Below are 23,713 nucleotides of genomic sequence, written 5' to 3' on the forward strand. Positions count from 1 at the left end.
GGAGTTTTTTAATTTTTTGTAATTAAGAAATGATTAATTATAGAATTAAGTAATATAGTTACTAATTTAATATTATACTTTTTCAATTTTCAACATATTAGTTCCACCAGTAGTAGCACTTGGCATTCCACCAGCAATTATTATATCATCACCTTTTTTAGCAAATGATAAATTAGTTGATACCTTTTTTGCTTCACTTAATATTTCATCAGTAGTAGTAAATATTTCGCATTTAGTAGGAAAAATACCAAAATTAAGGTTTAATCCTCTTCTAACTTCTTCATAAGGAGTTATGGCTATAATAGGACATTTTGGTCTGTATTTAGATATAAGTTTTGCTGTTGCGCCACTATTAGTAGCAGCAACAACTGCTTTTGCATGTAAAAGGTTTGAACTTCTACAAGCAGAATGACTAATTGCTTCAGAAAATGAAGTTAATGATGGTTCTTTTAACCTCTTATTTAAATAATTATAGTCTAAATTTACCTCTGTTTCTATTGCAATTCTAGACATAGTTTCTGCAGCTTCTATAGGGTAATTTCCACTTGCGCTTTCTCCACTTAGCATTATTGCATCAGTTCCATCGAATATTGCATTACATATATCGCAAGCCTCTGCTCTAGTAGGAAGAGAGTTTCTGATCATAGAGTCTAACATTTGAGTAGCTGTTATAACTATTTTACCAGCTTCATTACATTTTCTAATTATGTTCTTTTGAATTATAGGAACTTTTTCAATTGGAATTTCAACTCCCATATCACCTCTAGCTACCATAATTCCATCTGAAGCTTCTATAATGGAGTCAATATTATCTACACCTTCTTGGTTTTCTATTTTAGCAATTATTTGTATATAATTTCCATTATGGTTTTTTAGTACATTTCTTACATCTTCTATATCAGAAGCTTTTCTTATAAAGGATGCTGCAACAAAATCAATTTTATTTTCACAGCCAAAGACTAAATCTTCTTTGTCCTTTTCTGTAATTGAAGGTAGATTAATCTTAACATTAGGAACATTAACTCCCTTATGGTTTTTAATAGTTCCTCCTACAGTTACCTTACATTGAATTTCGTTGCCTTTAACATTTTCAATTCTAAATCTTAATAAGCCATCATCAACTAAAATTTCACCACCAACTTTTACATCTTTGCAAAGGTCTAAATAAGATATAGTACACTTTTTATTATCTCCAAGAATTTCATCTCCACAAATAAATGAAAAATCTTGTCCTTCGTGCAATTCAACTCCATCATTTATAAAATTATGAGTTCTAATTTTAGGACCTTTAATATCCAATATAATTGCAGTAGGAGAGTTCATGTCTTCCCTGACTCTTTTTATAAGATCTATTTTCTCTTTATGTGTTTCATGAGTTCCATGTGAAAAATTTAATCTAGCAGCACTCATTCCAATTTTAATAAAATTTCTTAGAGTTTCTTCATTATCACTTGCAGGGCCAATTGTAAAAATCATTTTTGTTTTTTGCATAAAAATCACCTCACACTTAAAATTATTATGATGATAAAATTAAGAATATTTTGAATAATTATAATAAAAAAATAGAATTTAAGTATCATATATACTATGATATACTTAAAGCTATATAATAATTCTAACATAATTTACTAGGAAGGGAGAAAAAAACATGAATATTTTACAAAATTTAGAGCCTAAAAATGTTTTTAGATACTTTGAAGAAATATCACAAATACCTAGAGGATCAGGTAATGAAAAAGTCATAAGTGATTATCTAGTTAATGTTGCTAAAAAATTAAATTTAGAAGTTATTCAAGATGAGGCACTAAATGTTATTATAAAGAAGTCTGGAACAAATGGGTATGAAAACTCCAATACTGTAATACTTCAAGGTCATATGGACATGGTTTGCGAAAAGAATAAAGGAACAAATCATGATTTTGCAAAAGACCCATTAAAATTAAGAATTATTGATGATATGGTTTATGCAACAGACACAACTTTAGGATCAGACAACGGAATTGCAGTAGCATATGCCTTAGCTATATTGGATTCAGCTGATATACCACATCCACCACTTGAAGTTTTAATAACAACGGATGAGGAAACAGGAATGTCAGGAGCAATGGCAGTTTCAAAAGAGCATATAAAGGGTAAAATATTATTAAATCTAGATAATGAAGAAGAAGGACATCTTTTAGTAAGTTGTGCTGGCGGTATTAGAAGTAGGCACATTCTAGATGTAGAATTAGAAGAAGCAAATACTTATAATAGTTTTTTAAATATAGCAGTAAGAGGATTAAAGGGTGGCCACTCTGGAATGGAGATAAACAAAGAAAGAGGAAACTCTAATAAAATAATGGGAAGAATTTTAAAATCTTTATCATCAAATATAGATTTTAGATTAGTTTCATTAAATGGTGGATCAAAAAATAATGCTATACCAAGAGAAGCAGATGCATTAGTAGCAATAAAAGCAGATGACATAGAAAAAGCTAAAGATATAGTAATTAAGTGGAATGATATTTTATTAAATGAATTAAAAACACAAGATCCTGGAGTTAATATTTCTATTTCAGAAAGTAATGAAGTTATAGAAAAGGTATTTACAAAGGAATCAACTGATAAAGCTATTAATTTATTATATTTAATACCAAATGGAATAAATACAAATAGTTTAGAAATAGATGGATTAGTTGAAAGTTCAACTAATTTAGGTGTAGTTACAACTAATAAGGATAAAATTGAGTTCGATAGCGCTATAAGAAGTTCTGTTGCATCATTAAAGGACGAAATAGTTTTAAGAAGCAAGACTGTAGCAGATATCATAGGAGCAAAATTTAAAACAACTGCTGGATATCCAGAATGGCAATATGATAGCGATTCTAAAGTAAGAGAAATTTGCCAAGATGTGTATAAGAGAATGTATGGAAAAGATGCTAAAATAGTTGCAATACATGCAGGTGTTGAGTGTGGACTATTTAATGAAAAACTGGGTAAACTAGATATGATTAGTTTTGGACCAGACCTTTATGATGTACACACACCACAAGAACATATGAGTATAAAATCAGTAAAAAATGTTTGGGAATACTTATTAGAAGTTTTAAAAGAATTAAAGTAATTTTATGAATAAATAAAAATATATTTAAATAAAAAATAGTTAGGCTAGAAATTTAGCCTAACTATTTTTTATAGCTTTAATATTTGTACTTTCAAGAAATTTTTGTATTATAAAAAAATATATTAAATAATTTGAAAAATAAATTTACATAATGAATATTATTAAATGCAAAAGAATATATATTAATATAAAAGTGAGAGGGAGGATAAAATGAAGTACACGAAATATCAATACAAAAAGAAAAATGAAGGAGCAAAATTTTTAACTTCCTTGATTATGACTACTTTAACAGCAGTAGTTATAGGGATAATTGCAGCTTGGATATTATTAAAAATTATTCCTAATATAAATAATAGTGGAATAGCTGAAGAACCTGGGATAAATGTAAGTAATAATACAGAAGTTAACACACAAGTAAAAGAACAGAAATTTTCACTTATACAATGCGGTTATTTTTCAAAAGAAGATAATGCAAAACAGGTATTGGCTAAAATAAATAGCGATTTAAATTCTTTTATAGTAAAAGATGAAACAGGAAAGTTTAGAGTTTTAGCTGGAATATTTAAAGAAGAAGAAAGTGATAAAATAGTAGAAAAGCTAAAGGGAAAGGGGATAGAAAATGCTAAGATAAGCTTAGCATTAGATAAAAATGATAAAGTTCAAGGACAAATAGGTGCTATAACAGAAGGATATTTACAAATAATAAACACTGTAAGTGAAGATGAAGTGAAAGGTATAAATACAACTGATTTTAAGAAATGGACAAAAGAGTTAGATGAGATAAAAAGTGGGGATGGAATAGATGTTTTAAAGGAATATAAGAATCACATAGAAGCCTTACCAGAAGAAATAAGCAAAGAAAATACTGTAACTGAGTTAGAGTATATTTATTCAGTATTAAGCAAGATTAAAAAGTAAAAAAATAAGCTTTGGATAAAAATTACAAAACTATTACAAATAAATAAAAATTAAATAAAGAAAGGCAAAGCCACTTGTTTGAAATCTTATATAATGATAAACTATATAAGATATAAGATTGGTATAAGTGGCTTTGCCATTATATCTATGCATTGCTAATTTAAGTATTTTAAGATTTGCGTGTTTAAACCATACCATTTTGTCAATACTATAAAATATGTATAAAAATAGGATGTGATAGGTTTGAAATATGTTTTAGCGTCAGGATCAGAAAGACGACAAGAACTATTACACAGAATAGTAGATGAGTTTGACATAATAGTAAGTGACTTCGATGAAAGTAAGGTTTTATTTAAAGATAATATAGATGATTATGTAATTAATTTAGCTAAAGGAAAATCCCTTAGTGTTAAAGAGAGTCTAAGAGAAGATTCTATAATAATTGCAGGGGATACGATTGTTGTTTTAGAAAATAAAATCTTAGGCAAACCTAGTAATGAAAATGATGCGTATAACATGTTAAAGTTACTTAGTGGAAAAACTCATAGAGTTTATTCAGGAATAGTAGTTATAAACATGTATAATAAAAAAATAGAACAAGAATCTCTTTATACAGAAGTAAAATTCTCAAATTTAAGTGATGAAGAGATAAAAGCTTACATAAAAACTGGAGAGCCATTTGATAAAGCAGGAGCTTATGGAATACAAGGGTATGGTGGAGTATTTATAGAAAGTATAAATGGTTGTTATTACAACGTAGTAGGATTACCGTTAAATCTTTTAAATAAAATGCTTAATAAGGTTAAATAGTAATAATTAAGGGTATATTTATTAATAAAACTATTATTATTTTGAGGTGTAATTATATGAATAATAGTATAAAAGTTATAGATATACCAAAAGAAGAAAGACCTATAGAAAAATTATTGGTTAATGGACCTGAAGTATTAAGTAATGCAGAACTTCTTGCTGTGATTTTAAGAACAGGAACAAGAGGAGAAAATGTAATTTCACTAAGCACAAGGATACTTTCTGAGTTTGATGGACTAAATGGATTGTTGGAAGTAGGAATTAGTGAAATAACTAGTATAAAGGGAATAAAAAACATAAAAGCAAGTCAAATTTTAGCTGTGGTAGAACTTTTTAAGAGATTTAATACTTTAAAGCTAACCAGAACAAACCAAAGAATATCATCTCCAAATGATATAGGAAGGCTTTTAATAAATGAGATGATGAATTTAAAACAAGAAGTGTTAAAACTAATAATGTTAGATACAAAAAATAATATTATAGGTATTAAGGATGTATTTAAGGGAAGTTTAAATGCATCAATAGTTCATCCAAGAGAAGTATTTAAAGAAGCTCTTAAAAAAAGTAGTTCAAGCATAATAGTTTGCCATAATCACCCTTCAGGAGATCCTACGCCAAGCAAAGAAGATATAAATATTACAGTAAGATTAAAAGAGTGTGGTAGAATAATGGGGATTGATTTATTGGATCACATAATAATTGGAAAAGAAAAATTTATAAGTTTAAAAGAAAAAGGAATAATATAAACGAAAGGGGAATTCATATGGGATTTTTCAGTAGTAATAAGGACATGGGAATAGATTTAGGAACAGCAAATACACTTGTGTTCGTTAAAGGAAAAGGTGTAGTTTTAAGTGAGCCTTCAGTAGTGGCTATAAATAGTGCAACAAGAAGACCTTTAGCTGTAGGGGCTGAAGCTAAATTGATGATAGGAAGAACTCCAGGGAATATAGTAGCTATTAGACCATTAAAAGATGGTGTTATAGCAGACTTTGATATAGCACAAACAATGTTAAAAAAATTAATTGAAAAGGTAAGTAGTAAAAGTGCATTTACTAGCCCAAGAATTATAGTTTGTTATCCATCAGGAGTAACAGAAGTTGAAAGAAGAGCAATAGAAGAGGCGGCTAAATTTGCTGGTGCAAGAGATGTAGTTTTAATGGAAGAACCTATGGCAGCTGCAATTGGAGCAGGACTTCCAGTTGGCGAGCCAACAGGAAGCATGATAGTTGATATTGGTGGCGGTACAACAGAAGTTGCTATAATCTCACTAGGGGGAATAGTTACTAGTAAGTCATTAAGAGTAGCTGGAGATGAATTAGATCAAGGAATAATGGCATATATAAAGAAAGAATTTAACTTAATGATAGGTGAAAGAACAGCAGAGCAAGTTAAGATGGAACTTGGTTCAGCATATAAAATTGATGATGAAGAAATCAGCATGGATATCAAAGGAAGAGATATGATTACTGGATTGCCAAAAACGGTGACAGTTACAGATACTCAAATTAGAGAGGCATTAAAAGAACCAGTATATGCCATCATTGAATCAATAAAGACAACTTTAGAAAAGACACCACCTGAATTAGCAGCAGACATAATGGAAAAGGGAATAATGTTAGCTGGTGGAGGAGCTCTACTAAGAGGGTTAGATATGTTAATTAACCACGAAACAAACATGCCTGTTCATATAGCAGAATCTCCACTTGATTGTGTTGTTTTAGGAGCAGGTAAGGCATTAGATAACTTTGATGAATTAAGTAAGAGTCAAAGAGGTCAATAATGAAGCTTCTAAAAAATAAACTGGCAGTTACTATAATAGTGCTGTCAGTTGCCTTTTTAGGCATAATTATTTATACAATAAATAATGAACAAAAACAGTTTGTTTCAAGTGGTGTAGGGAGCGCTGTAAATCCTCTTCAAAAAGTAGTTTATACAGTAAACAGCAAAATAAAGGGAACAGTAGATTTCTTTTTAAATTTTTCAAAGGTGAAAGAAGAAAATGAAGAATTAACTAAAGAAAATATAGAATTAGAAAACAAGTTATTAGAATACGATAAGCTAAAAGAAGAAAATGATAGATTAAGAGAAGTTTTAAATTTTAAAAATTCAAAGAATAATTATGAATATTTAGGCTGTGAAATAATTGGATATAGTGGAGAAAGCTTCTCGAGTGGATATATAATTGATAAAGGTGAAAATGTAGGGTTAAAGAAGGATATGGTTGTTATATCTAATAAGGGGCTTGTGGGACAGGTTACTACCGTTGGATCAAATTGGGCGAGAGTTGAAAGCTTATTAAATGAAAATATAGCAGTTTCTGTAATGGTAAATAGCACCAGAGAAACCACTGGAATACTAAAAGGATATATAACACATAGTAGTGAAAATTTAACTAAAGTTACTAATTTACCTATGGATTCAGCAATAAAAGAAGGGGATGTCATAGTTACTTCTGGCTTAGGACAAATTTATCCAAAGGAAGTTAGAATAGGTGAAGTAACTTCTGTTGAGACAGATGAAGTTAAGGTGATGAAAACAGCTATAGTTAAGCCATATGTTGACTTCAACAAATTAGAGGAACTTTTTGTTGTTATTCCAAAGGAATCAAGAGAAGTAAAATATGATAATTAGAGGGTAGTATATGAAAAAATGGGTTTTAATTTTAATTTCATTAGCACTTTTAATACTCGATAATTCTCTTATGCCATTTTTTGCTATAAAAGGGGCATTTCCAAGTTTGCTTTTTACTTTCGCAATAGCTTATTCTATAATAAATGGAAAATCAGAGGCGATATTTATAGGTGTAACTACAGGTTTAATGCAGGACGTATTTTTTTATAATGGATTAGGAATAAACGCTTTTGTAAATATGCTCATTTGCTTAATTGCAGCTTTTATAGGAGAAAATATATATAGAGAAAAAAGATTTATACCAGTAATATCAGTTATATTCTTATATATAATAAAGGTATTAGCTATATTTGTAATATTTAAGCTTGTTGGAAGAACAATAAATATCAAAGTAGGAATGATTACTGCTTTATACAGTGCAGTAGTAATGTTTTTAGGGTATAATTTTGTTTTAAAGCTTTATGATATAAAATATAAAAATAGATCATGGAGGTTTAAATGATAGTAAATAAGCCGAAAAAGAAAAAAAAGATTTCAAGATATACAGTTTTAAATATTATAATGCTATCACTTTTTACTGTAATAATGTCAAAGCTTTTATATATTCAGGTTTATAAGCATGAAGACTATAAGGAAAAAGCTGATATTAGTTCAACTAGGTTTATAGCAGAGAATGCACCTAGAGGTAAGATATACGATAGTAATGGAAATGTTCTAGCAACTAATATTCAAACATTTACACTAACTTATACTAAGCCAAGCGATGAAAAAGAAAATTTTTATGAGACAATGAATAAGGTTTTTAAAATTTTGTCCGAAAATGGAGAAAAGTTTAAAGATGATTTAATGCTTAAATTAGATAGTAGTGGAAAGTTTTATTTTGATTTTAAAACTGATGATATAGAAACTAAAAAAATAGTTGAAGTAAGATTTAAAAGAGATAGAGGTTTAAATGAGATAATAGAAAAAGAAGAGTTTCCAGATAAAAAATCTGATTTTACTGATGATGAAATCTCAAAGATAGATAGTGAACTTTTAAAATTATCTCCAGAAGAAACTTTTTATCAATTAGTTAAAGTATATAATATGCAAGAACTTATAAATCCAGCGCCTGTTCAAGAGGAAGGTGAAACTGATAAAGCCTTCAAATCAAGAGTCGAAGCATATGATGATAAAATGAAAGCTTACAAAGATATATCTGGAAAAGAAATACTAGATGAACTCTTAAAGACATATTCAATAAATGATATAAGAAATTATATGGTAGTTAAAGATGCAATAAAAATGCAAAGTTTTAAAGGCTACAGAGCAGTTACCATTGCATCTAATATAAAGAAGGATACAGCTTTTGTAATTTATCAAAAATTAAATGATTTACCAGGAATAGATGTTAGAGAAGAACCAATTAGATACTATCCATATAATAATCTTGCTTCTAGTTCAATAGGATATTTATCCTCTATTGATGGATCAAAAGAGGCAAATTATGAATTGAGAGGATATGATGTATCATCAGATTTAATAGGGGTAGCAGGAATAGAATCCTCCTTTGAAGACCAATTAAAAGGCACTAAAGGAGGGACAACTGTTAAAGTTAACTCAAAAGGAAGAGTAACAGAAGAGTTATTTAAGTTAGACTCTTATCCTGGAAACAATGTTCATTTAACAATAAACAAAGATGTTCAATATGCAGCTGAGCAAGCTATGAAAGATACAATGGAACGTATTAAAGGAACTCTTGCACCAAATGCAACTAGAGGTGCTGTTGTAGCAATAGAAGTTAATACTGGAAGAGTAATTGCCATGGTTAGTTATCCCGATTATGATCCTAATACATTTTCAATACCAGGAAGGCTAACAGAAGATTTATCTAAGCAATATTTTAGTCCTGATATAGAAAGTTTTGCTAAGGAATATATGAAAAGAACTGGGGCTACAGGAAATGTAGACGAGTTATTTCCTGTGGATGAGAACACAGGAAAAAGGAAAGATGGAATAGATGTTTATCCGAAGAGTTTCTTCAATTATGCTACTCAAGGTCTATTACCTCCAGGATCAACATTCAAACCGCTTACAGCAGTAGCCGGTCTAATGGAAGGGGTAGTTAAGCCTGGAGAAGTAATGAACGATACAAGTGGTACTTGGAGTAAAGAAGAGCTAAAAGGTATGACATTAAAGAACTTTGAAGGTGTAGCTAATGGGCCAACTGATTTAAGAACAGCCTTAGAATTATCATCAAACTATTATTTTTATGAACTAGGATATAGATTATATAAAAATAGTGGCGGAGATGTTAGTGGAGGAAATCTAGAAGCATTAGATACATTAGCTAAGTATGCATGGAAATTTGGCTTTGGAGTTGACCCTGCAGAGCAAGATACTAAAAGTTTATCAACAGGAATTCAAATTGAAGAAAACTTCGGTCAAGTATATAACTTTAAATCATGGAAAGATAAAATAGTAAATAGACCAATGTACGAAATAGTAGAAGCTTTACAAAAAGGAAGTTATTATTCATATTCATTTATTCCATTAAATATAGAAGCTAATGAAGCGGATAGTGATGAACTAAAAGAGGCAAAGACAGCTCTTAAGAATCAAATGAAAGCTGCGTTAGAAAAGGTTGGAACAGATGAAGAGATTTATGATAAAACGTCATATGCAGAGAGTCTAATTCCACATTTAAAGAAAATAATGGATTTATCAGAAGAGTATAAAGCCAAGGTAGCTGAAACTTCACTAAAAAGAAAAGTAGATTTAGATGAAGAGGCAGAAGTAATTTCTGATGCTATATCATATTATGTTTTAGATAATTTAACATCAGAAATAAAAACACCAGGACAAATAATATCTAGCGCTATTGGACAAGGAATGAATTCATTTACTCCTGTACAGATTGCAAATTATGTTGCAACTTTAGCAAGTGGAGGAACAAGATATAATGTAAGTATTGTTGATAAGATAACATCACCAACAGGTGAAGTTATAAAGGAATATAAACCTGAAGTTGTAGATAAGTTAGATATACCACAAGAATATCTTCAAGCAATAAAGGATGGTATGTATAGAGTTAATACAAACCCGCATAATGGTACTGCTTATACATCTTTCGCTAATTTTCCAATTAAGGTTGGAGGAAAAACAGGTACAGCTGACTTTAGTACAGATGAGCAATACGTTATTCAAGGAAGATCAGCTTATGGTAATTATATAAGTATGGCACCTTTAGATGATCCTAAGATAGCTATATTCTCTACTATTTATGATGGGAAAAGAGGTAGTGAAGGAGCAACAATACACAAAGCTATATATGAAGCATTTTTTAAAGAAGAATTATTAAAAATGGATCCATCATATGCTTCTAAATCACAATCTTTTAGAAAGTATGTTATGGAATCTCCATTAAAAGATAATAAAAATGATAGTATAAAGTTAGATAATGGAACAACAAATAATAGTAGTTCAAATACAAATAACCAATAAAAACCATGTTTTCACATGGTTTTTTTTATTTTACTATAAATTATGTAAATTATTGTTGTTAAATGATATAATGTAATTGTATAATTATAAATGTGTAACAAAGTTTATAATTATTGAATCTTTGATTATTGGTGGAGGGTAGCCAATGAATGACGATAGAATTCAGATAAAAGGTACAAAAGAAGGTATCAATGCAACTATTAATATGGAGAGATTTAGCAACTTTGATGATATGCTGGGAGTGTTATTAGATAAGTTAACAGCAGGAAAAGGATTTTACAAAGGAGCCTCTCTTAAAATTACTGCTAATTTAAAGAATTTGAATGAATATGATATATGTAAATTAAAAGATATTTTATTTGAAAAGATACAAATAAAAGAATGTATATTTGAAGAAATAAAACAAGAAGAGCAAAAAGAAAGTAAAATTTTTAATGGCGTATATGAAGGGAAAACTAAATTTATAAAGAAAACAATAAGAGGTGGACAATTAGTAAGGTATCATGGAAATATTGTTATAATAGGTGATATAAATAATGGAGCTGAGGTCTATGCAGGTGGAAACATAGTTGTTTTAGGAACAATTAGAGGTCAAGTGCATGCTGGAGTAGGTGGTAATAAAAAAGCTATAATTTCAGCTTTTAATCTTCAACCAGAAATACTTCAAATAGCTGAGATAGTTACTATAGCGCCAGATGATGGTGTTAAACCATCATATCCAGAATTAGCAAAAATTAAAGAAGATATAATCGTGGTAGAGCCATATTTACCAAAGAAATATATATAGCGTTGGAGGGAGAAAAAATGGGAATTTCTATAGTTATTACATCAGGTAAGGGCGGAGTTGGAAAAACAACAACTACAGCTAACATTGGAACTGCTTTAGCTGCACTAAATAAAAGGGTGGTAGTTGTAGATGGGGATACTGGTCTTAGAAATTTAGATGTTTTGATGGGACTTGAAAATAGAATAGTTTATACAATAACAGATGTTATAGAAAATAGATGTAGACTTAAACAGGCTTTAATAAAGGATAAGAGATATCAAAACTTATGTTTACTACCTACAGCTCAAACAAAGGATAAAGATGATATTAGACCACAAGATATGTTAAAATTAATAAATGAGTTGAAAGAAGATTTTGATTATATCCTAATAGATTGTCCGGCTGGAATAGAACAAGGATTTGAAAATTCAGTTATTGGTGCTGATAAAGCAGTAGTTGTAGTAAATCCTGAAATAACATCAGTAAGAGATGCGGATAGAGTTATTGGTAAATTAGATGCAAAAGGGCTAGAGGATCATTCAGTAATAATAAATAGATTAAATTATGAAATGACTCAAAGAGGAGATATGCTAGATATTTCTGATATAATAGAGACTCTATCAGTTGAATTATTGGGCGTAGTTCCAGATGATAAAAACATAACAGTTTCAACTAATAAGGGAGAACCGATAGTACTTGATGATAAATCATTATCAGGACAAGCTTTTAAAAATATAGCTAGAAGATTAACTGGTGAAGAAGTTCCTCTTTTGGATTTAAAACCAGAAGGAGAAGGATTTTTCGCATCAATAAAGAAATTATTTAAACGTTAATAGGGGGTTATGAGAGGTGGAATTTTTTAAGAAGTTTTCAAATAAGCCAACACCTAAAGAGGTTGCAAAAGATAGATTAAAGTTAATATTAATACATGACAGAGGTGATTTGCCTCATGAAACCCTTGAAAAAATAAGAATAGAGATACTAGAAGTGTTATCTAAATATATAGAAATAGATACTGAAGATGTTGAAATAGCTGTAAGTAAATCTGAGAGAATGGAAGGGAATAGTCCAGCTTTAGTAGCTAATATTCCTATAAAAAATATAAAGCAGTCATAAAAAGGAAAAGTTAAAGAAAAAGTATGAAAATGCTTTTTCTTTTTTTGATAATTTAATTAATATTTTATTAAATTTTAGCTATTTATTTAAATTGGTATAGAGAAAGATATGTTTTTTAGATATAATAAATCTTAGGTTGAAAGATGGAGGTGAAATATGTTATCAAAATTTAAGATAGACTTTAAAAAATTAAAAGAGATAGATAAAGTAATTCTATTTTCTATGATAGCATTAATGATATTTGGAATAGTTAATATATACTTAGCAAGTGCAGCAGAATATGGTACTTTATTTTTAAAAAGGCAATCTATTTGGTTTGTGGTTTGTTTAGTAGCATTATATTTTGTCGTAGCAATTGATTATACATTCTTAAAGTCATATACTCCTCTTTTTTATTGGGGCTCTATACTTTTGCTTATAGTTACTATTTTTATAGGAACTGATATAAATGGAGCAAGAGGTTGGATTAGACTTGGACCATTATCTTTTCAACCATCTGAATTGGCCAAAATGGCTACAATAATGATGTTAGGTAAGACTTTAGAAGAAATGAATGGAACTATAAATGAATGGAAAAACTTTTTAACTATGGCCTTTTATGCTATAGTACCAGCTACTTTTATAGTTATACAACCAGATATGGGGATGACTATGGTTTTATTCTTTATAGTTGTAGGAATATTTTTTATTGCTGGACTAGATATAAAGATTATTGGTGGAGGCTTATTGTCGTTATTTTTAGTTGTTATACTTGTTTGGAATTCTGGATTAATTCAAGATTATCAAAAAAAGAGACTAACATCATTTTTGAATCCCGAATCAGATACTTCCCAATCTGGATATCAACTAAGACAATCACTTATAAGTATAGGAAATGGTGGAACTTTTGGATTAAAGGGATCTACTACTAAAGACAATTCTGTAGGCTATGCAGCTCAGTATGTACCTGAGGTACAAACAGACTTTATATTTGCTAGTATAGGAGAGCAATGGGGACTAGCTGGATCAGCATTTTTACTATTGCTATATGGACTTTTAATTTCTAAGATGATAGCTATAGGAAGAACTGCTAAAGATGCCTTTGGCTCAATTATATGTGTTGGTATGGTATCATATTTTCTATTTGCACTAATGCAAAATATAGGTATGACTATAGGACTTATGCCTATAACAGGAATAACATTACCTCTTCTTAGTTATGGAGGAACTTCATTGCTTACAACAGTAATGTCAATAGGATTAGTTTTAAATGTAGGAATGAGAAGAAAGAAAATATACTTCTAAGTTGCTAAGAATTAGAATTTGGAGTAGAAGAAAAAGCACTTTAAAGTTTTAAGTTTAAAATTTTTATAGCTCTCTTTTTAGTGGCTAGGAAGTTATAAAAGTTTAGAGTTTTGAAAATGTTAATATATAAGGCTTTTAACAATTGGATTTAGAAAAGTATATTTATTTAATACTTTCTTTGCTTTCAGTTTGGAAGTGGACATATGTAAGTTTTGCGTTGACTTGGAGCGGAGCAACGGAATAAGTAAACTTATATATGTCCACTTTTTTATTTTAATAATACATCTTATCTTAATTATTACTTATATTTTAAATTCTAAATTTTAAATTAGGATAGCATAAATAGGCGGTATCCAAAATATAAATACAATATTAAGAGTTAGGAGTGAAGTGTATGGGGGTGTACAGAGAAGAGTATAAAGAATACTACGAAGGAATAAGAAAAAAAGTTAAGAGCAAGACAAGTAAGTCTAATAAAGCTATTAGCGCTAGACAAGATATATATCCAAGTGTTAGAAATGTACAAAATTTTACTTATCAAAGAGGGAGCTATGGATTAAATACTAAAAAAGGTAACATGGGATATATAGATAAATTTATAATTAGACTGATATGCACTTTTTTATTGTTTTTATTAGTTTTTATTTTAAAAACTATACCTAATAGCAGTGCAGAGAGGCTTTATAGTATGTGTAAAACTACAATTAGTACAAATTTTAAATATGAGAGCTTATTGCTTAGTATGGATAAGATGGGGATTAACTACAAAGAGGTAGTTGATGTTATAGAAGAAAAATACACTGATGTTATGAGTGAAATTAAAAAACTAGATAGTGGAGTTCCAAGCTTTAAGGAAGATGGAGAAAAAACAGTTGAAGAATCTTAACATGTAAGAATAGAAACTCAATAAATTAGTCTAATAATTAAAATATATTATAAATAGAAGGTGATTAATAGAGGAACACAGCAATTTTTAGGGAGATATAAATGAAAAGAGAAACTAGAAAAATATTTGCAGAAATAGTGTTAATAATATTAGTATGTAGTTATAATAGTATGTTTATATTTGCACTCATTTGGGTATTTTTACATGAACTAGCACATATATTAGTTGCATTAAAATTTGGATGTAAATTTTATAATATAGAATTCCATGTTTTTGGGATAAGGGCAGAACTTTCAGATATAGATAGTTTAAAGGATAAAGAAAAATTGCTAGTGTATTTAGCAGGAGCATTGCTAAATATATTTATTTCAATTTTATTTTACATTATAGGTATTAAATATCCTTCTAATTTTATAGAAACTAGTATGAATTTAAACATAGGTTTAGCAATATTTAATTTATTGCCTGCATACCCACTAGATGGATCTAGAATACTTGAAATACTTCTTTCAAAAAAGATATTATTTAAGAAAGCACAAAAAATAATTAGCATAATTAGTTATTCAATAGCTAGCTTATTTATTATTATATCAACGATTATTTATATATTTCTACATAGTCTAAATATTAGTATGATTATAGGTGCAATAATCATAGTTTATATTACTAGAATAGAAGAGCACACTACAATGTATATAACTATGGGAAACGTAGTTAAAAAAAGAAATAAACTTTTAAAAAACAAGTATATAGAAAATAAATCCATATCAGTATATTGCAAGCAGGGGCTCGTTAATGTATTAGCTTTAGTTGATAGAAACAAATTTAATACATTTTATATTTTAGATGATGATATGAAACTTATCTATATATTAAATGAAGATGAGTTAATTGATGCTTTAAAGGTTTATGGAAATATGACTTTAGAAGAGTATATAGAGAAGAAATAGTTGATATATTTAATAGAATTGATTTATTAACTTTATATAATGAGTAATAGATTTACTTTTTAGATGCATATATGCTAGAATAGAAAAGATATAAAGGAAGTATAGAGATATACTTCTTTTTTAATGGATAATTCTCACTTTTAGGAGGAAAGATTATGAAGAAAATTACAGACCATATTTTACATAAGGTTGAAAAGCCATCAAGATATGTTGGCGGTGAATTAAACCAAGTAGTTAAGAACCCAAAAGATGTTGATATAAGATTTGCATTTTGTTTTCCTGATGTATATGAAGTAGGAATGTCTCATTTAGGAACGAGAATTCTTTATCATACTATAAATGAAAGAAAAGACACGTATTGTGAAAGAGTATTTGCACCATGGCCAGATATGGAAGCAGAGCTTAGAAAAAATGAAATACCTTTAATGACATTAGAAACTAAAGATCCTATTTCAGAGTTTGATATGATAGGATTTACGCTTCAATATGAAATGAGTTATACAAATATATTAAATATGCTAGATATGGCCGGTATTACAATAAGAGCTTCTGAAAGAGGAGAGGATGAATCAATAATTATGGCTGGAGGCCCTTGTGCATACAATCCAGAGCCTTTATATGATATAGTAGATTTCTTCGAAATTGGAGAAGGCGAAGAAATGATGAATGATGTTCTTGATGTTTACAAGAAATATAAGGGTAAAAGAAGCAAAAAGGAATTTTTAAGAGAAATATCAAAGATAGAAGGCATATATGTTCCTTCATTATATGATGTTACATACAACGGTGATGGAACAATAAAAGAATTTAAGCCTAAGTATGATGATGTTCCAGCTAAAATTAAAAAGAGAATAATTAATAATTTTGATAAAGTAGATTTTCCACTAGATATGATAGTTCCATACTCTGAAATAGTACATGATAGAGTCGTTTTAGAAACTTCAAGAGGATGTACAAATGGATGTAGATTCTGTCAAGCTGGTATGATTTACAGACCTGTTAGAGAAAAAACTACTGATACATTATTAGATCAAGCAAGAAAAATGATAGATGCAACTGGATATCAAGAAGTGTCATTAGCATCATTAAGTATTTGTGATCATTCAGATATACAGAATCTTGTAAGCAATTTAATTTTAGAACATAGTGCTAAAAATATAGGGGTAGCTCTTCCATCTATAAGAGTAGATGCTTTTTCTGTTGATTTAATAAAAGAAATACAAAAGGTTAGAAAAACAGGATTAACTTTTGCACCAGAAGCTGGATCTCAAAGAATGAGGGATATTATAAATAAAGGACTTACAGAAGAGAGAATACTAGAAGCAACTAAAAGTGCTTTTGAATCAGGTTGGAGTACTATAAAGCTATATTTCATATTAGGGCTTCCTTATGAGGAAGTAGAGGATGCAGCTGGAATAGGTCAGCTTGCAGAAAAGATGGCAAATGTTTATTATGGAATTCCAAAGGAAAAAAGACAAAAAGGATTAAAGATTAATGTAAGTACATCAATATTAGTTCCAAAACCATTTACTCCATTCCAATGGGCTCCTATGGCTAGACCAGATGAAGTTTGGAATAAAATAGATGCAGTAAAAGGTGCAATAAAATCAAGAGCGATACATTATAACTATCATGAGCAAAAGACTTCATTTATGGAAGCTGTTTTTGCAAGAGGGGATAGAAGAACTTGTGACCTTTTAATTAAGGCTTTTGAAAAGGGTGCTAAGTTTGATGGTTGGTCAGAGCACTTTAAGTATGATATATGGATGGAAGCAATGCAAGAATGCAATATAGATGAAGATTTCTATGTATATAGAGATAGAAATTATGATGAAATACTTCCATGGGACTTTATAGATATTGGAGTAAATAGAAAATATCTAGAGATAGAAAATGAAAAAGCAAAAAGAGCAGAGCTTACACAAAACTGTAGAAAAGGATGCACAGGTTGTGGAGTAAATGTAAACTTTAAAGAAGGGAAGTGTTTTGAAGGTGCGTTATGTAATTAAATTTACTAAGGAATCTAGTATTAAATTTATATCTCATTTAGACTTAATGAGAACAATACAAAGAGTAATAAGAAGAGCTAATCTTCCAATGGAGTATTCAAAGGGGTTTAATCCCCATATGGCGTTATCTATAGCACAACCTTTATCTGTTGGAGTTTATTCTGACGCTGAATATATGGATATAGTTTTAGTAGAAGAGTTAGAAGAAAAAGAAATAATAGATATGTTAAATACTAAGACGGCTGCAGGAATTAAGTTTTTAACTGCAATTAAAGTAATAAATAAAGAGGGAGAAAAGAAATTACCCCAAACTATGGCTTTAGTTGATGCAGCTAGATTTACCATAAAAATGCTTTGCTCAGATTCTAATAAAGTTGAAAGTAAAATGGATGAACTTATTAATAAGTCTGAATGGAATACTATAAAGAAGAGTAAAAAAGGCGAAAGAGAAGTAAATCTAAAGACTATGATAAAAGATATGAAACATTGGATAAGTAATAATGAATTAATTTTAAATGTAGTAATATCATCAGGAAGTAGGGAACATCTATCTCCAGATTTATTAGCAGAATATATAAAAAGTAATATTTCTGAAATAATAGAAGATGCTTTTGTAGATATAAAAAGAGAAGAAATGTATGTTCTAGATAATAATAAGTATATGCCAATATATAAATGTATTTAGGGAAGTGTATCTTATGAGAGAGATTTTCATTGAAAGAGATGAACCGCTTTTAAGAATTGCTATAAAAGATAATGGGGTTTTAAGTGAGTGCTTTGTAGAAGAGCACTCATCAGGTCCTAAGTTTGGTGAAATATATAAAGGAAGAGTTAAGAATATAGTTCCAGCTATTAACTCTATTTTTATAGATATTGGCTTAGACAAAGAAGCTTATATGTATTTTAGTAATGAAATAAAAAGTGAGGGAATAAAAAAGGGTGATGAGTTACTTGTTGAAGTAATAAAAGAGCCTATAAATAATAAAGGTGCCAAAGTAAGTAAGAATATAAGTATTCCAGGAAGATTTATGGTACTTACATTAGGTGAATCTGGAATAAATTTTTCTAAAAGAATAAATAGCATAGAAGAAAAAGAAAGAATCAAGAAGGTTATTAATGATATAGATGGATATGGGATAACCATAAGAACAGAAGCAGTACATGCAAGTTATGAGGATTTATTAGAAGAAAAATTGAACCTTTTAGAAGAAATTAAATTAATTACAAAGAAGTTAAAATACAGCTTGAAGCTAGGAAAAGTTTACGGAGAAAATATAATTTTAAATAAAGTAATAAGAGAAAATATAAGTACTGAAAGTAAAATAATAATAAACCATGAAGAAGACTTAAATGAAGTTAAAACTTTATTAGAATATAATGATAAAATAATTATAGAAAAATTTAATAATAATAGAAGCTTATTTGATTATTATGGAATAGAAAAAGAAATTTTAAAGTTAAGACACAAAAAGATAGCTTTAAATTGTGGAGGAAATATAGTAATTGACAAAACAGAAGCTATGTATGTAATAGATGTAAACTCATCTAAAAATATTAAAGGTAGAAGTTTTGATAAGACTATATTAGAAACAAATATAGAAGCAGCAAGAGAAATAGGAAGACAAATTAGGCTTAGAAATCTTGCTGGAATAATAGTTATAGACTTTATAGATATGAGAGATTTCTCTCAAAAAGCATTAGTTATGGATGCTTTAAAAGAATCTTTAAAGAAAGATAAAGGAAATATAAAAATTTTTCCACTTACAGAATTAGATATTGTTCAAATAGCAAGAAAAAGAAGAGGAAAGTCAATATACGAATATTTAGAAGAAGGCTGTAAAAGATGCAATAAAGAAGGCTATGTTCTAAAGTTATCTTATATAGAAAAGTTAATAAGAAATGAAATTATTAAATGTGAAGAAGAAAACTCAATTAACTCATTTTATATAGAGTTAGATAGAAATTACGAGGAAATGGTAAGAGGAGATATCTTTTCGTTTTTAACTAATACCAATTCATTAAATAAGGAAATTTATATGAATTTTATAGATGGAATCGAAGGTTATAAAATAGAGCCTTTAATATTTAATAGTCAAAAAGAAAATATAAAAGATTTCAAAGTAAATGGCTATGAAAAATATGAATAAACTTCTTTACAATCTATGTAATAGTATGATACAATATCAAATGTTAAACCGCACATAAGAGGTTTTTATTTAAACAAAGTTTAGAGCTTTGTACCTCGGTTGGCGAGACCGTAATAAGAGGAGGTGTTTTTAATGTACGCAGTATTATCTACAGGAGGAAAACAATACAGAGTTCAAGAAGGAGACGTAATATTCGTTGAAAAACTTGACGCTGAAGTTGACTCAACAGTTGAATTAACAGAAGTATTAGCTGTTTCAAACGGTGAAGCTTTAAAAGTTGGTACACCAGTTGTAGAAGGTGCTAAGGTTGTTGCTAAAGTTGTTGCTCAAGGCAAAGCTAAGAAGATCACAGTATTCAAGTATAAGGCAAAGAAGGACTACAGAAAGAAGACTGGACACAGACAACCATACACTAAATTAGTAATTGAGAAAATCGAAGCTTAATTATTATGATTAAGATAAGAATTTTAAAAAAAGATGATTTACGCCTTGGTTTTAAGATAAAAGGTCATGCTTTATCAAGAGTTGAAAGAGAGAAATCAGGAGATGCATATGATTTAATTTGCAATTCTGTTTCAGTACTATCTCAAAGTTCCTTAATAGGAATTGAAGAAGTATTAAAGCTTAAAGTTAAGTATGATATAAATGATGGATTTTTACATATTAATTTATCAGATCTTAGTAACGAGGATATAGAGAAGTGCCAAGTTTTACTTTTAACATTTGAAAAAAGTATAGAAAGCTTGATACAATCTCTTAAATTAAGTTTTGGAAATGACAAATACAGTGAATATATAAGATTGTTGAAAGAGGAGGTGCAATAGTATGTTAATAATGAACCTTCAATTATTTGCCCACAAAAAAGGGGTAGGTAGCTCAAAGAACGGTAGAGATTCAGAATCAAAGAGATTAGGAGTTAAAGCTGCTGACGGGGAGTTCGTTTTAGCTGGTAACATTTTAGTTAGACAAAGAGGAACAAAGATTCATCCAGGAACTAATGTTGGTAAGGGTGGAGATGACACTCTATTTGCTAAAGAAGACGGAATCGTTAGATTTGAAAGAATGGGTAGAGACAAAAAGAAAGTTAGCATTTACCCAGTGAATGTTGAAGAAATAGCAGAATAATATTATTTTTTCTAAAAAAGCACCCTGATTTAGGGTGCTTTATTTTGTAAGAATGAAAATGGGCAATTGACAATGAATAATCCTTGCCCATTGTACACTGTCAATTGTCCATTTATTTAATGGATTAGAAATTTATTTCATTATGATATAATAAACATTGAAAATAATGAAATAATATAAAATAAGTATGTATTTATATTATTATAAATAATTTTAGAAAGATAGGTGATTTTATGTTTATAGATAAGGCTAAAATATTCGTTAAATCCGGTAATGGAGGAAACGGATGTGTATCATTTAGAAGAGAAAAATATGTTCCACTAGGAGGACCAGACGGAGGCGATGGAGGAAAAGGTGGAAGTGTAATATTTGAGGTAGATCCAGGTTTAACTACACTTTTAGACTTTAAATATAAGAAGAAGTTTACAGCCGAAGTTGGTGGAAAAGGTGAAGGATCAAAATGTTATGGTAGAGATGCAGATGATCTTAAAGTTAAAGTTCCTATGGGAACAATAATTAGAGATTTTGAAACTAATAAGATTATAGCAGACCTTTCACATAAAGATGATACTTTTGTAATTGCAAGAGGAGGAAAGGGTGGAAAGGGAAACTGTAAATTCTGTACACCAACAAGGCAAGCTCCACACTTTGCAGAGCCAGGGATGCCAGGTGAAGAAAGATGGATTACTTTAGAACTTAAGTTACTTGCAGATGTTGGATTAGTAGGATTCCCTAATGTAGGAAAATCAACTTTCCTTTCAACAGTAACAGCAGCAAAACCAAAGATAGCAAACTATCACTTTACAACATTAAAACCAAATTTAGGTGTTGTAAAAGCAGAAGGTATGAATGCTTTTGTAATGGCAGATATACCTGGAATAATTGAAGGTGCATCTGAAGGTGTAGGGTTAGGTTTAGATTTCTTAAGACATATTGAAAGAACCAGATTACTAGTACATGTAGTAGATATATCAGGAATAGAAGGTAGAGATGCCTTTGAAGATTTCGTAAAGATAAATGAAGAACTTAAGAAGTATTCAGTTAAGCTTTGGGATAGACCACAAATAGTTGTAGCAAATAAGGCTGATATGCTTTATGATGAAGAAGTTTTTGAAGATTTCAAAAAGAAAGTAAATGAGTTAGGCTTTGATAAAGTTTATAAAATGTCTGCAGCTACTAAATCGAATGTTGAAGCAGTGATTAAAGAAGCTGGAAGAATGCTTTTAGAAATTCCAATAAAGGAATTAGAAATAACAGATGAAGAAAGATTTGTACAAGAAGAAAGAAGATTTACATATGATGTATCTATAGAAGATGGAGAAGAAAATAATAAAGTATATGTAGTATACGGATCATTTGTAGATAGATTATTAGATTCAGTAAATATTCATGATGCAGATTCATTAAGATATTTCCATAAAGTATTAAGAAACAAAGGCGTATTTGATAAGCTAAGAGAAATGGGAATAGAAGATGGAGATATGGTAAGACTTAACGATTTTGAGTTTGAATACATTTTATAGGAGGAAAAATAATGATAACAGGAAAGCAAAGAGCTTATTTAAGAGGGCTTGCTAATAATTTAGATCCAATATTTCAGTTAGGAAAAAACGGTATAGAGGAAGCTTTTTTAAAACAATTAACTGAAGCATTAGAAGCAAGAGAACTTATTAAAATAAAGGTGCTTGAAAATAGTGGATTAGCAGCAAGAGAAGCATCAAACTATATATGTGAGAAAATTGGCTGTGAAGGAATTCAAGCTATAGGAAGCAAAATAGTTTTATATAAAAAATCCTCAAAAAAACCAAAGATAGAAGTACCTAATAAATAAAGAGTTTTATTATATGAAAAAAATTGGCATAATAGGAGGAACCTTTAACCCTATTCATTTAGCACATATTTATATAGCATATGAAGCTAAGTGTCAATTAAATTTAGATAAAGTGATTTTTATGCCAGTAGGAAGTCCACCTCATAAAAGAAAAGAAGGTATTTTAGAGGCTTCCTTAAGGTATAAAATGGTAGAAAAGGCTATACAAAATTATGAGGATTTTGAAATAAGTGATTATGAAATAAAAAAAGAAGGTTACAGTTATACTTATGAAACTTTGGAGTATCTTAAATCAAAAGATAATGAGATATATTTTATAACTGGTGCAGATTGCCTTATAGATATAGAAAAGTGGAAAAATCCAGATAGAATATTAGAGTTTTCTAAACTTGTAGTATTTAATAGAGCTGGATATAACAAAGAGTTATTAAAAATTCAAAAAGACAAAATAGAAAAAATATATAGCACAACTATTAACTTTTTAGATATAATGGACTTAGAGATTTCATCATCTATGATAAGATATAGAATAAAGGAAGGGAAAAGAATTGATTTCTTTATTCCTAAAGATGTTTTAGATTTTATTATAGAAAATAATATATATAATTATTGTGATTATATAAAATAGATGAGTTTGAAAGAGATATTTAA

The 23,713-nt window shown here is 29.1% G+C and carries 24 protein-coding genes; 23 read left to right on the forward strand and 1 reads right to left on the reverse strand.

Annotated features, from left to right (window positions below):
* Window positions 1-72: 72 nt before the first annotated feature.
* Window positions 73-1,491, reverse strand: a complete 1,419-nt coding sequence (pyk, locus tag ACYUEX_RS03380; protein ID WP_460286571.1) for a pyruvate kinase — start codon at window positions 1,489-1,491, stop codon at window positions 73-75.
* Window positions 1,492-1,648: 157 nt separating this feature from the next.
* Between pyk and ACYUEX_RS03385 the strand changes: the two genes are divergently transcribed.
* From ACYUEX_RS03385 to nadD, 23 genes are all read left to right on the forward strand, one after another.
* Window positions 1,649-3,103, forward strand: a complete 1,455-nt coding sequence (locus ACYUEX_RS03385) for an aminoacyl-histidine dipeptidase (RefSeq protein ID WP_460286572.1) — start codon at window positions 1,649-1,651, stop codon at window positions 3,101-3,103.
* A 210-nt stretch (window positions 3,104-3,313) separates the two neighbouring features.
* Window positions 3,314-4,021, forward strand: coding sequence for an SPOR domain-containing protein (locus ACYUEX_RS03390; RefSeq protein ID WP_411168941.1), 708 nt, complete (start codon window positions 3,314-3,316; stop codon window positions 4,019-4,021).
* A 243-nt stretch (window positions 4,022-4,264) separates the two neighbouring features.
* Window positions 4,265-4,831, forward strand: coding sequence for a Maf-like protein (locus tag ACYUEX_RS03395; protein WP_460286573.1), 567 nt, complete (start codon window positions 4,265-4,267; stop codon window positions 4,829-4,831).
* A 56-nt stretch (window positions 4,832-4,887) separates the two neighbouring features.
* A complete protein-coding gene (gene radC / locus ACYUEX_RS03400; RefSeq protein ID WP_460286574.1) occupies window positions 4,888-5,577 on the forward strand; it encodes a RadC family protein in 690 nt (229 codons plus the stop codon).
* Window positions 5,578-5,594: 17 nt separating this feature from the next.
* Complete coding sequence (locus tag ACYUEX_RS03405) at window positions 5,595-6,614, forward strand: rod shape-determining protein (RefSeq protein WP_411168938.1); 1,020 nt, start codon at window positions 5,595-5,597, stop codon at window positions 6,612-6,614.
* Window positions 6,614-7,465 carry a rod shape-determining protein MreC gene (mreC, locus tag ACYUEX_RS03410; RefSeq protein WP_411168937.1) on the forward strand — a complete coding sequence of 284 codons (852 nt, stop codon included), beginning with the start codon at window positions 6,614-6,616 and terminating at the stop codon, window positions 7,463-7,465. Before ACYUEX_RS03405 ends, mreC begins: the two co-directional genes overlap by 1 nt.
* Window positions 7,466-7,475: 10 nt before the next feature.
* A complete protein-coding gene (gene mreD, locus ACYUEX_RS03415) occupies window positions 7,476-7,967 on the forward strand; it encodes a rod shape-determining protein MreD (protein WP_460286575.1) in 492 nt (163 codons plus the stop codon).
* Entirely contained in the window at window positions 7,964-10,948 is a 2,985-nt protein-coding gene (locus ACYUEX_RS03420) for a penicillin-binding transpeptidase domain-containing protein (RefSeq protein WP_460286576.1), read from the forward strand. Before mreD ends, ACYUEX_RS03420 begins: the two co-directional genes overlap by 4 nt.
* 145 nt (window positions 10,949-11,093) lie before the next feature.
* Window positions 11,094-11,735 carry a septum site-determining protein MinC gene (minC, locus tag ACYUEX_RS03425; RefSeq protein WP_460286577.1) on the forward strand — a complete coding sequence of 214 codons (642 nt, stop codon included), beginning with the start codon at window positions 11,094-11,096 and terminating at the stop codon, window positions 11,733-11,735.
* Between the two features lie 17 nt (window positions 11,736-11,752).
* Window positions 11,753-12,547 (forward strand): septum site-determining protein MinD, encoded by a 795-nt coding sequence (gene minD, locus ACYUEX_RS03430; protein ID WP_411168933.1) that lies wholly within the window; start codon window positions 11,753-11,755, stop codon window positions 12,545-12,547.
* Between the two features lie 16 nt (window positions 12,548-12,563).
* On the forward strand, window positions 12,564-12,830 hold the full coding sequence (gene minE, locus ACYUEX_RS03435; RefSeq protein WP_411168932.1) for a cell division topological specificity factor MinE: 267 nt from the start codon (window positions 12,564-12,566) through the stop codon (window positions 12,828-12,830).
* A 156-nt stretch (window positions 12,831-12,986) separates the two neighbouring features.
* Window positions 12,987-14,114 carry a rod shape-determining protein RodA gene (rodA, locus tag ACYUEX_RS03440; protein ID WP_460286578.1) on the forward strand — a complete coding sequence of 376 codons (1,128 nt, stop codon included), beginning with the start codon at window positions 12,987-12,989 and terminating at the stop codon, window positions 14,112-14,114.
* A 394-nt stretch (window positions 14,115-14,508) separates the two neighbouring features.
* A complete protein-coding gene (locus ACYUEX_RS03445) occupies window positions 14,509-15,000 on the forward strand; it encodes a peptidase M23 (RefSeq protein WP_460286579.1) in 492 nt (163 codons plus the stop codon).
* Window positions 15,001-15,101: 101 nt separating this feature from the next.
* Window positions 15,102-15,950 (forward strand): site-2 protease family protein, encoded by an 849-nt coding sequence (locus ACYUEX_RS03450; protein WP_460286580.1) that lies wholly within the window; start codon window positions 15,102-15,104, stop codon window positions 15,948-15,950.
* 155 nt (window positions 15,951-16,105) lie between these two features.
* Window positions 16,106-17,959 (forward strand): TIGR03960 family B12-binding radical SAM protein, encoded by a 1,854-nt coding sequence (locus tag ACYUEX_RS03455; protein WP_460286581.1) that lies wholly within the window; start codon window positions 16,106-16,108, stop codon window positions 17,957-17,959.
* Window positions 17,943-18,644: a TIGR03936 family radical SAM-associated protein gene (locus ACYUEX_RS03460; protein ID WP_460287049.1), complete on the forward strand. Its 702-nt coding sequence runs from the start codon at window positions 17,943-17,945 to the stop codon at window positions 18,642-18,644. The genes ACYUEX_RS03455 and ACYUEX_RS03460 overlap by 17 nt, the downstream gene beginning before the upstream one ends.
* A gap of 13 nt (window positions 18,645-18,657) precedes the next feature.
* Window positions 18,658-20,106 (forward strand): Rne/Rng family ribonuclease, encoded by a 1,449-nt coding sequence (locus ACYUEX_RS03465; RefSeq protein WP_460286582.1) that lies wholly within the window; start codon window positions 18,658-18,660, stop codon window positions 20,104-20,106.
* A 132-nt stretch (window positions 20,107-20,238) separates the two neighbouring features.
* Window positions 20,239-20,550 (forward strand): 50S ribosomal protein L21, encoded by a 312-nt coding sequence (gene rplU, locus ACYUEX_RS03470; protein ID WP_322413093.1) that lies wholly within the window; start codon window positions 20,239-20,241, stop codon window positions 20,548-20,550.
* Window positions 20,551-20,555: 5 nt separating this feature from the next.
* A complete protein-coding gene (locus ACYUEX_RS03475) occupies window positions 20,556-20,930 on the forward strand; it encodes a ribosomal-processing cysteine protease Prp (protein ID WP_322545663.1) in 375 nt (124 codons plus the stop codon).
* 1 nt (window position 20,931) lies between these two features.
* Window positions 20,932-21,231 (forward strand): 50S ribosomal protein L27, encoded by a 300-nt coding sequence (rpmA, locus tag ACYUEX_RS03480; RefSeq protein WP_008676729.1) that lies wholly within the window; start codon window positions 20,932-20,934, stop codon window positions 21,229-21,231.
* A gap of 233 nt (window positions 21,232-21,464) precedes the next feature.
* Complete coding sequence (gene obgE / locus ACYUEX_RS03485; RefSeq protein ID WP_460286583.1) at window positions 21,465-22,754, forward strand: GTPase ObgE; 1,290 nt, start codon at window positions 21,465-21,467, stop codon at window positions 22,752-22,754.
* Between the two features lie 11 nt (window positions 22,755-22,765).
* Window positions 22,766-23,062 (forward strand): ribosome assembly RNA-binding protein YhbY, encoded by a 297-nt coding sequence (gene yhbY / locus ACYUEX_RS03490; protein WP_411168926.1) that lies wholly within the window; start codon window positions 22,766-22,768, stop codon window positions 23,060-23,062.
* 13 nt (window positions 23,063-23,075) lie between these two features.
* The gene (gene nadD / locus ACYUEX_RS03495; RefSeq protein WP_460286584.1) at window positions 23,076-23,690 is read left to right on the forward strand and encodes a nicotinate-nucleotide adenylyltransferase; all 615 of its coding nucleotides are present in this window, start codon (window positions 23,076-23,078) and stop codon (window positions 23,688-23,690) included.
* The last annotated feature ends 23 nt before the right edge of the window (window positions 23,691-23,713 follow it).

Source organism: Clostridium sp. CTA-7, assembly GCF_054768095.1.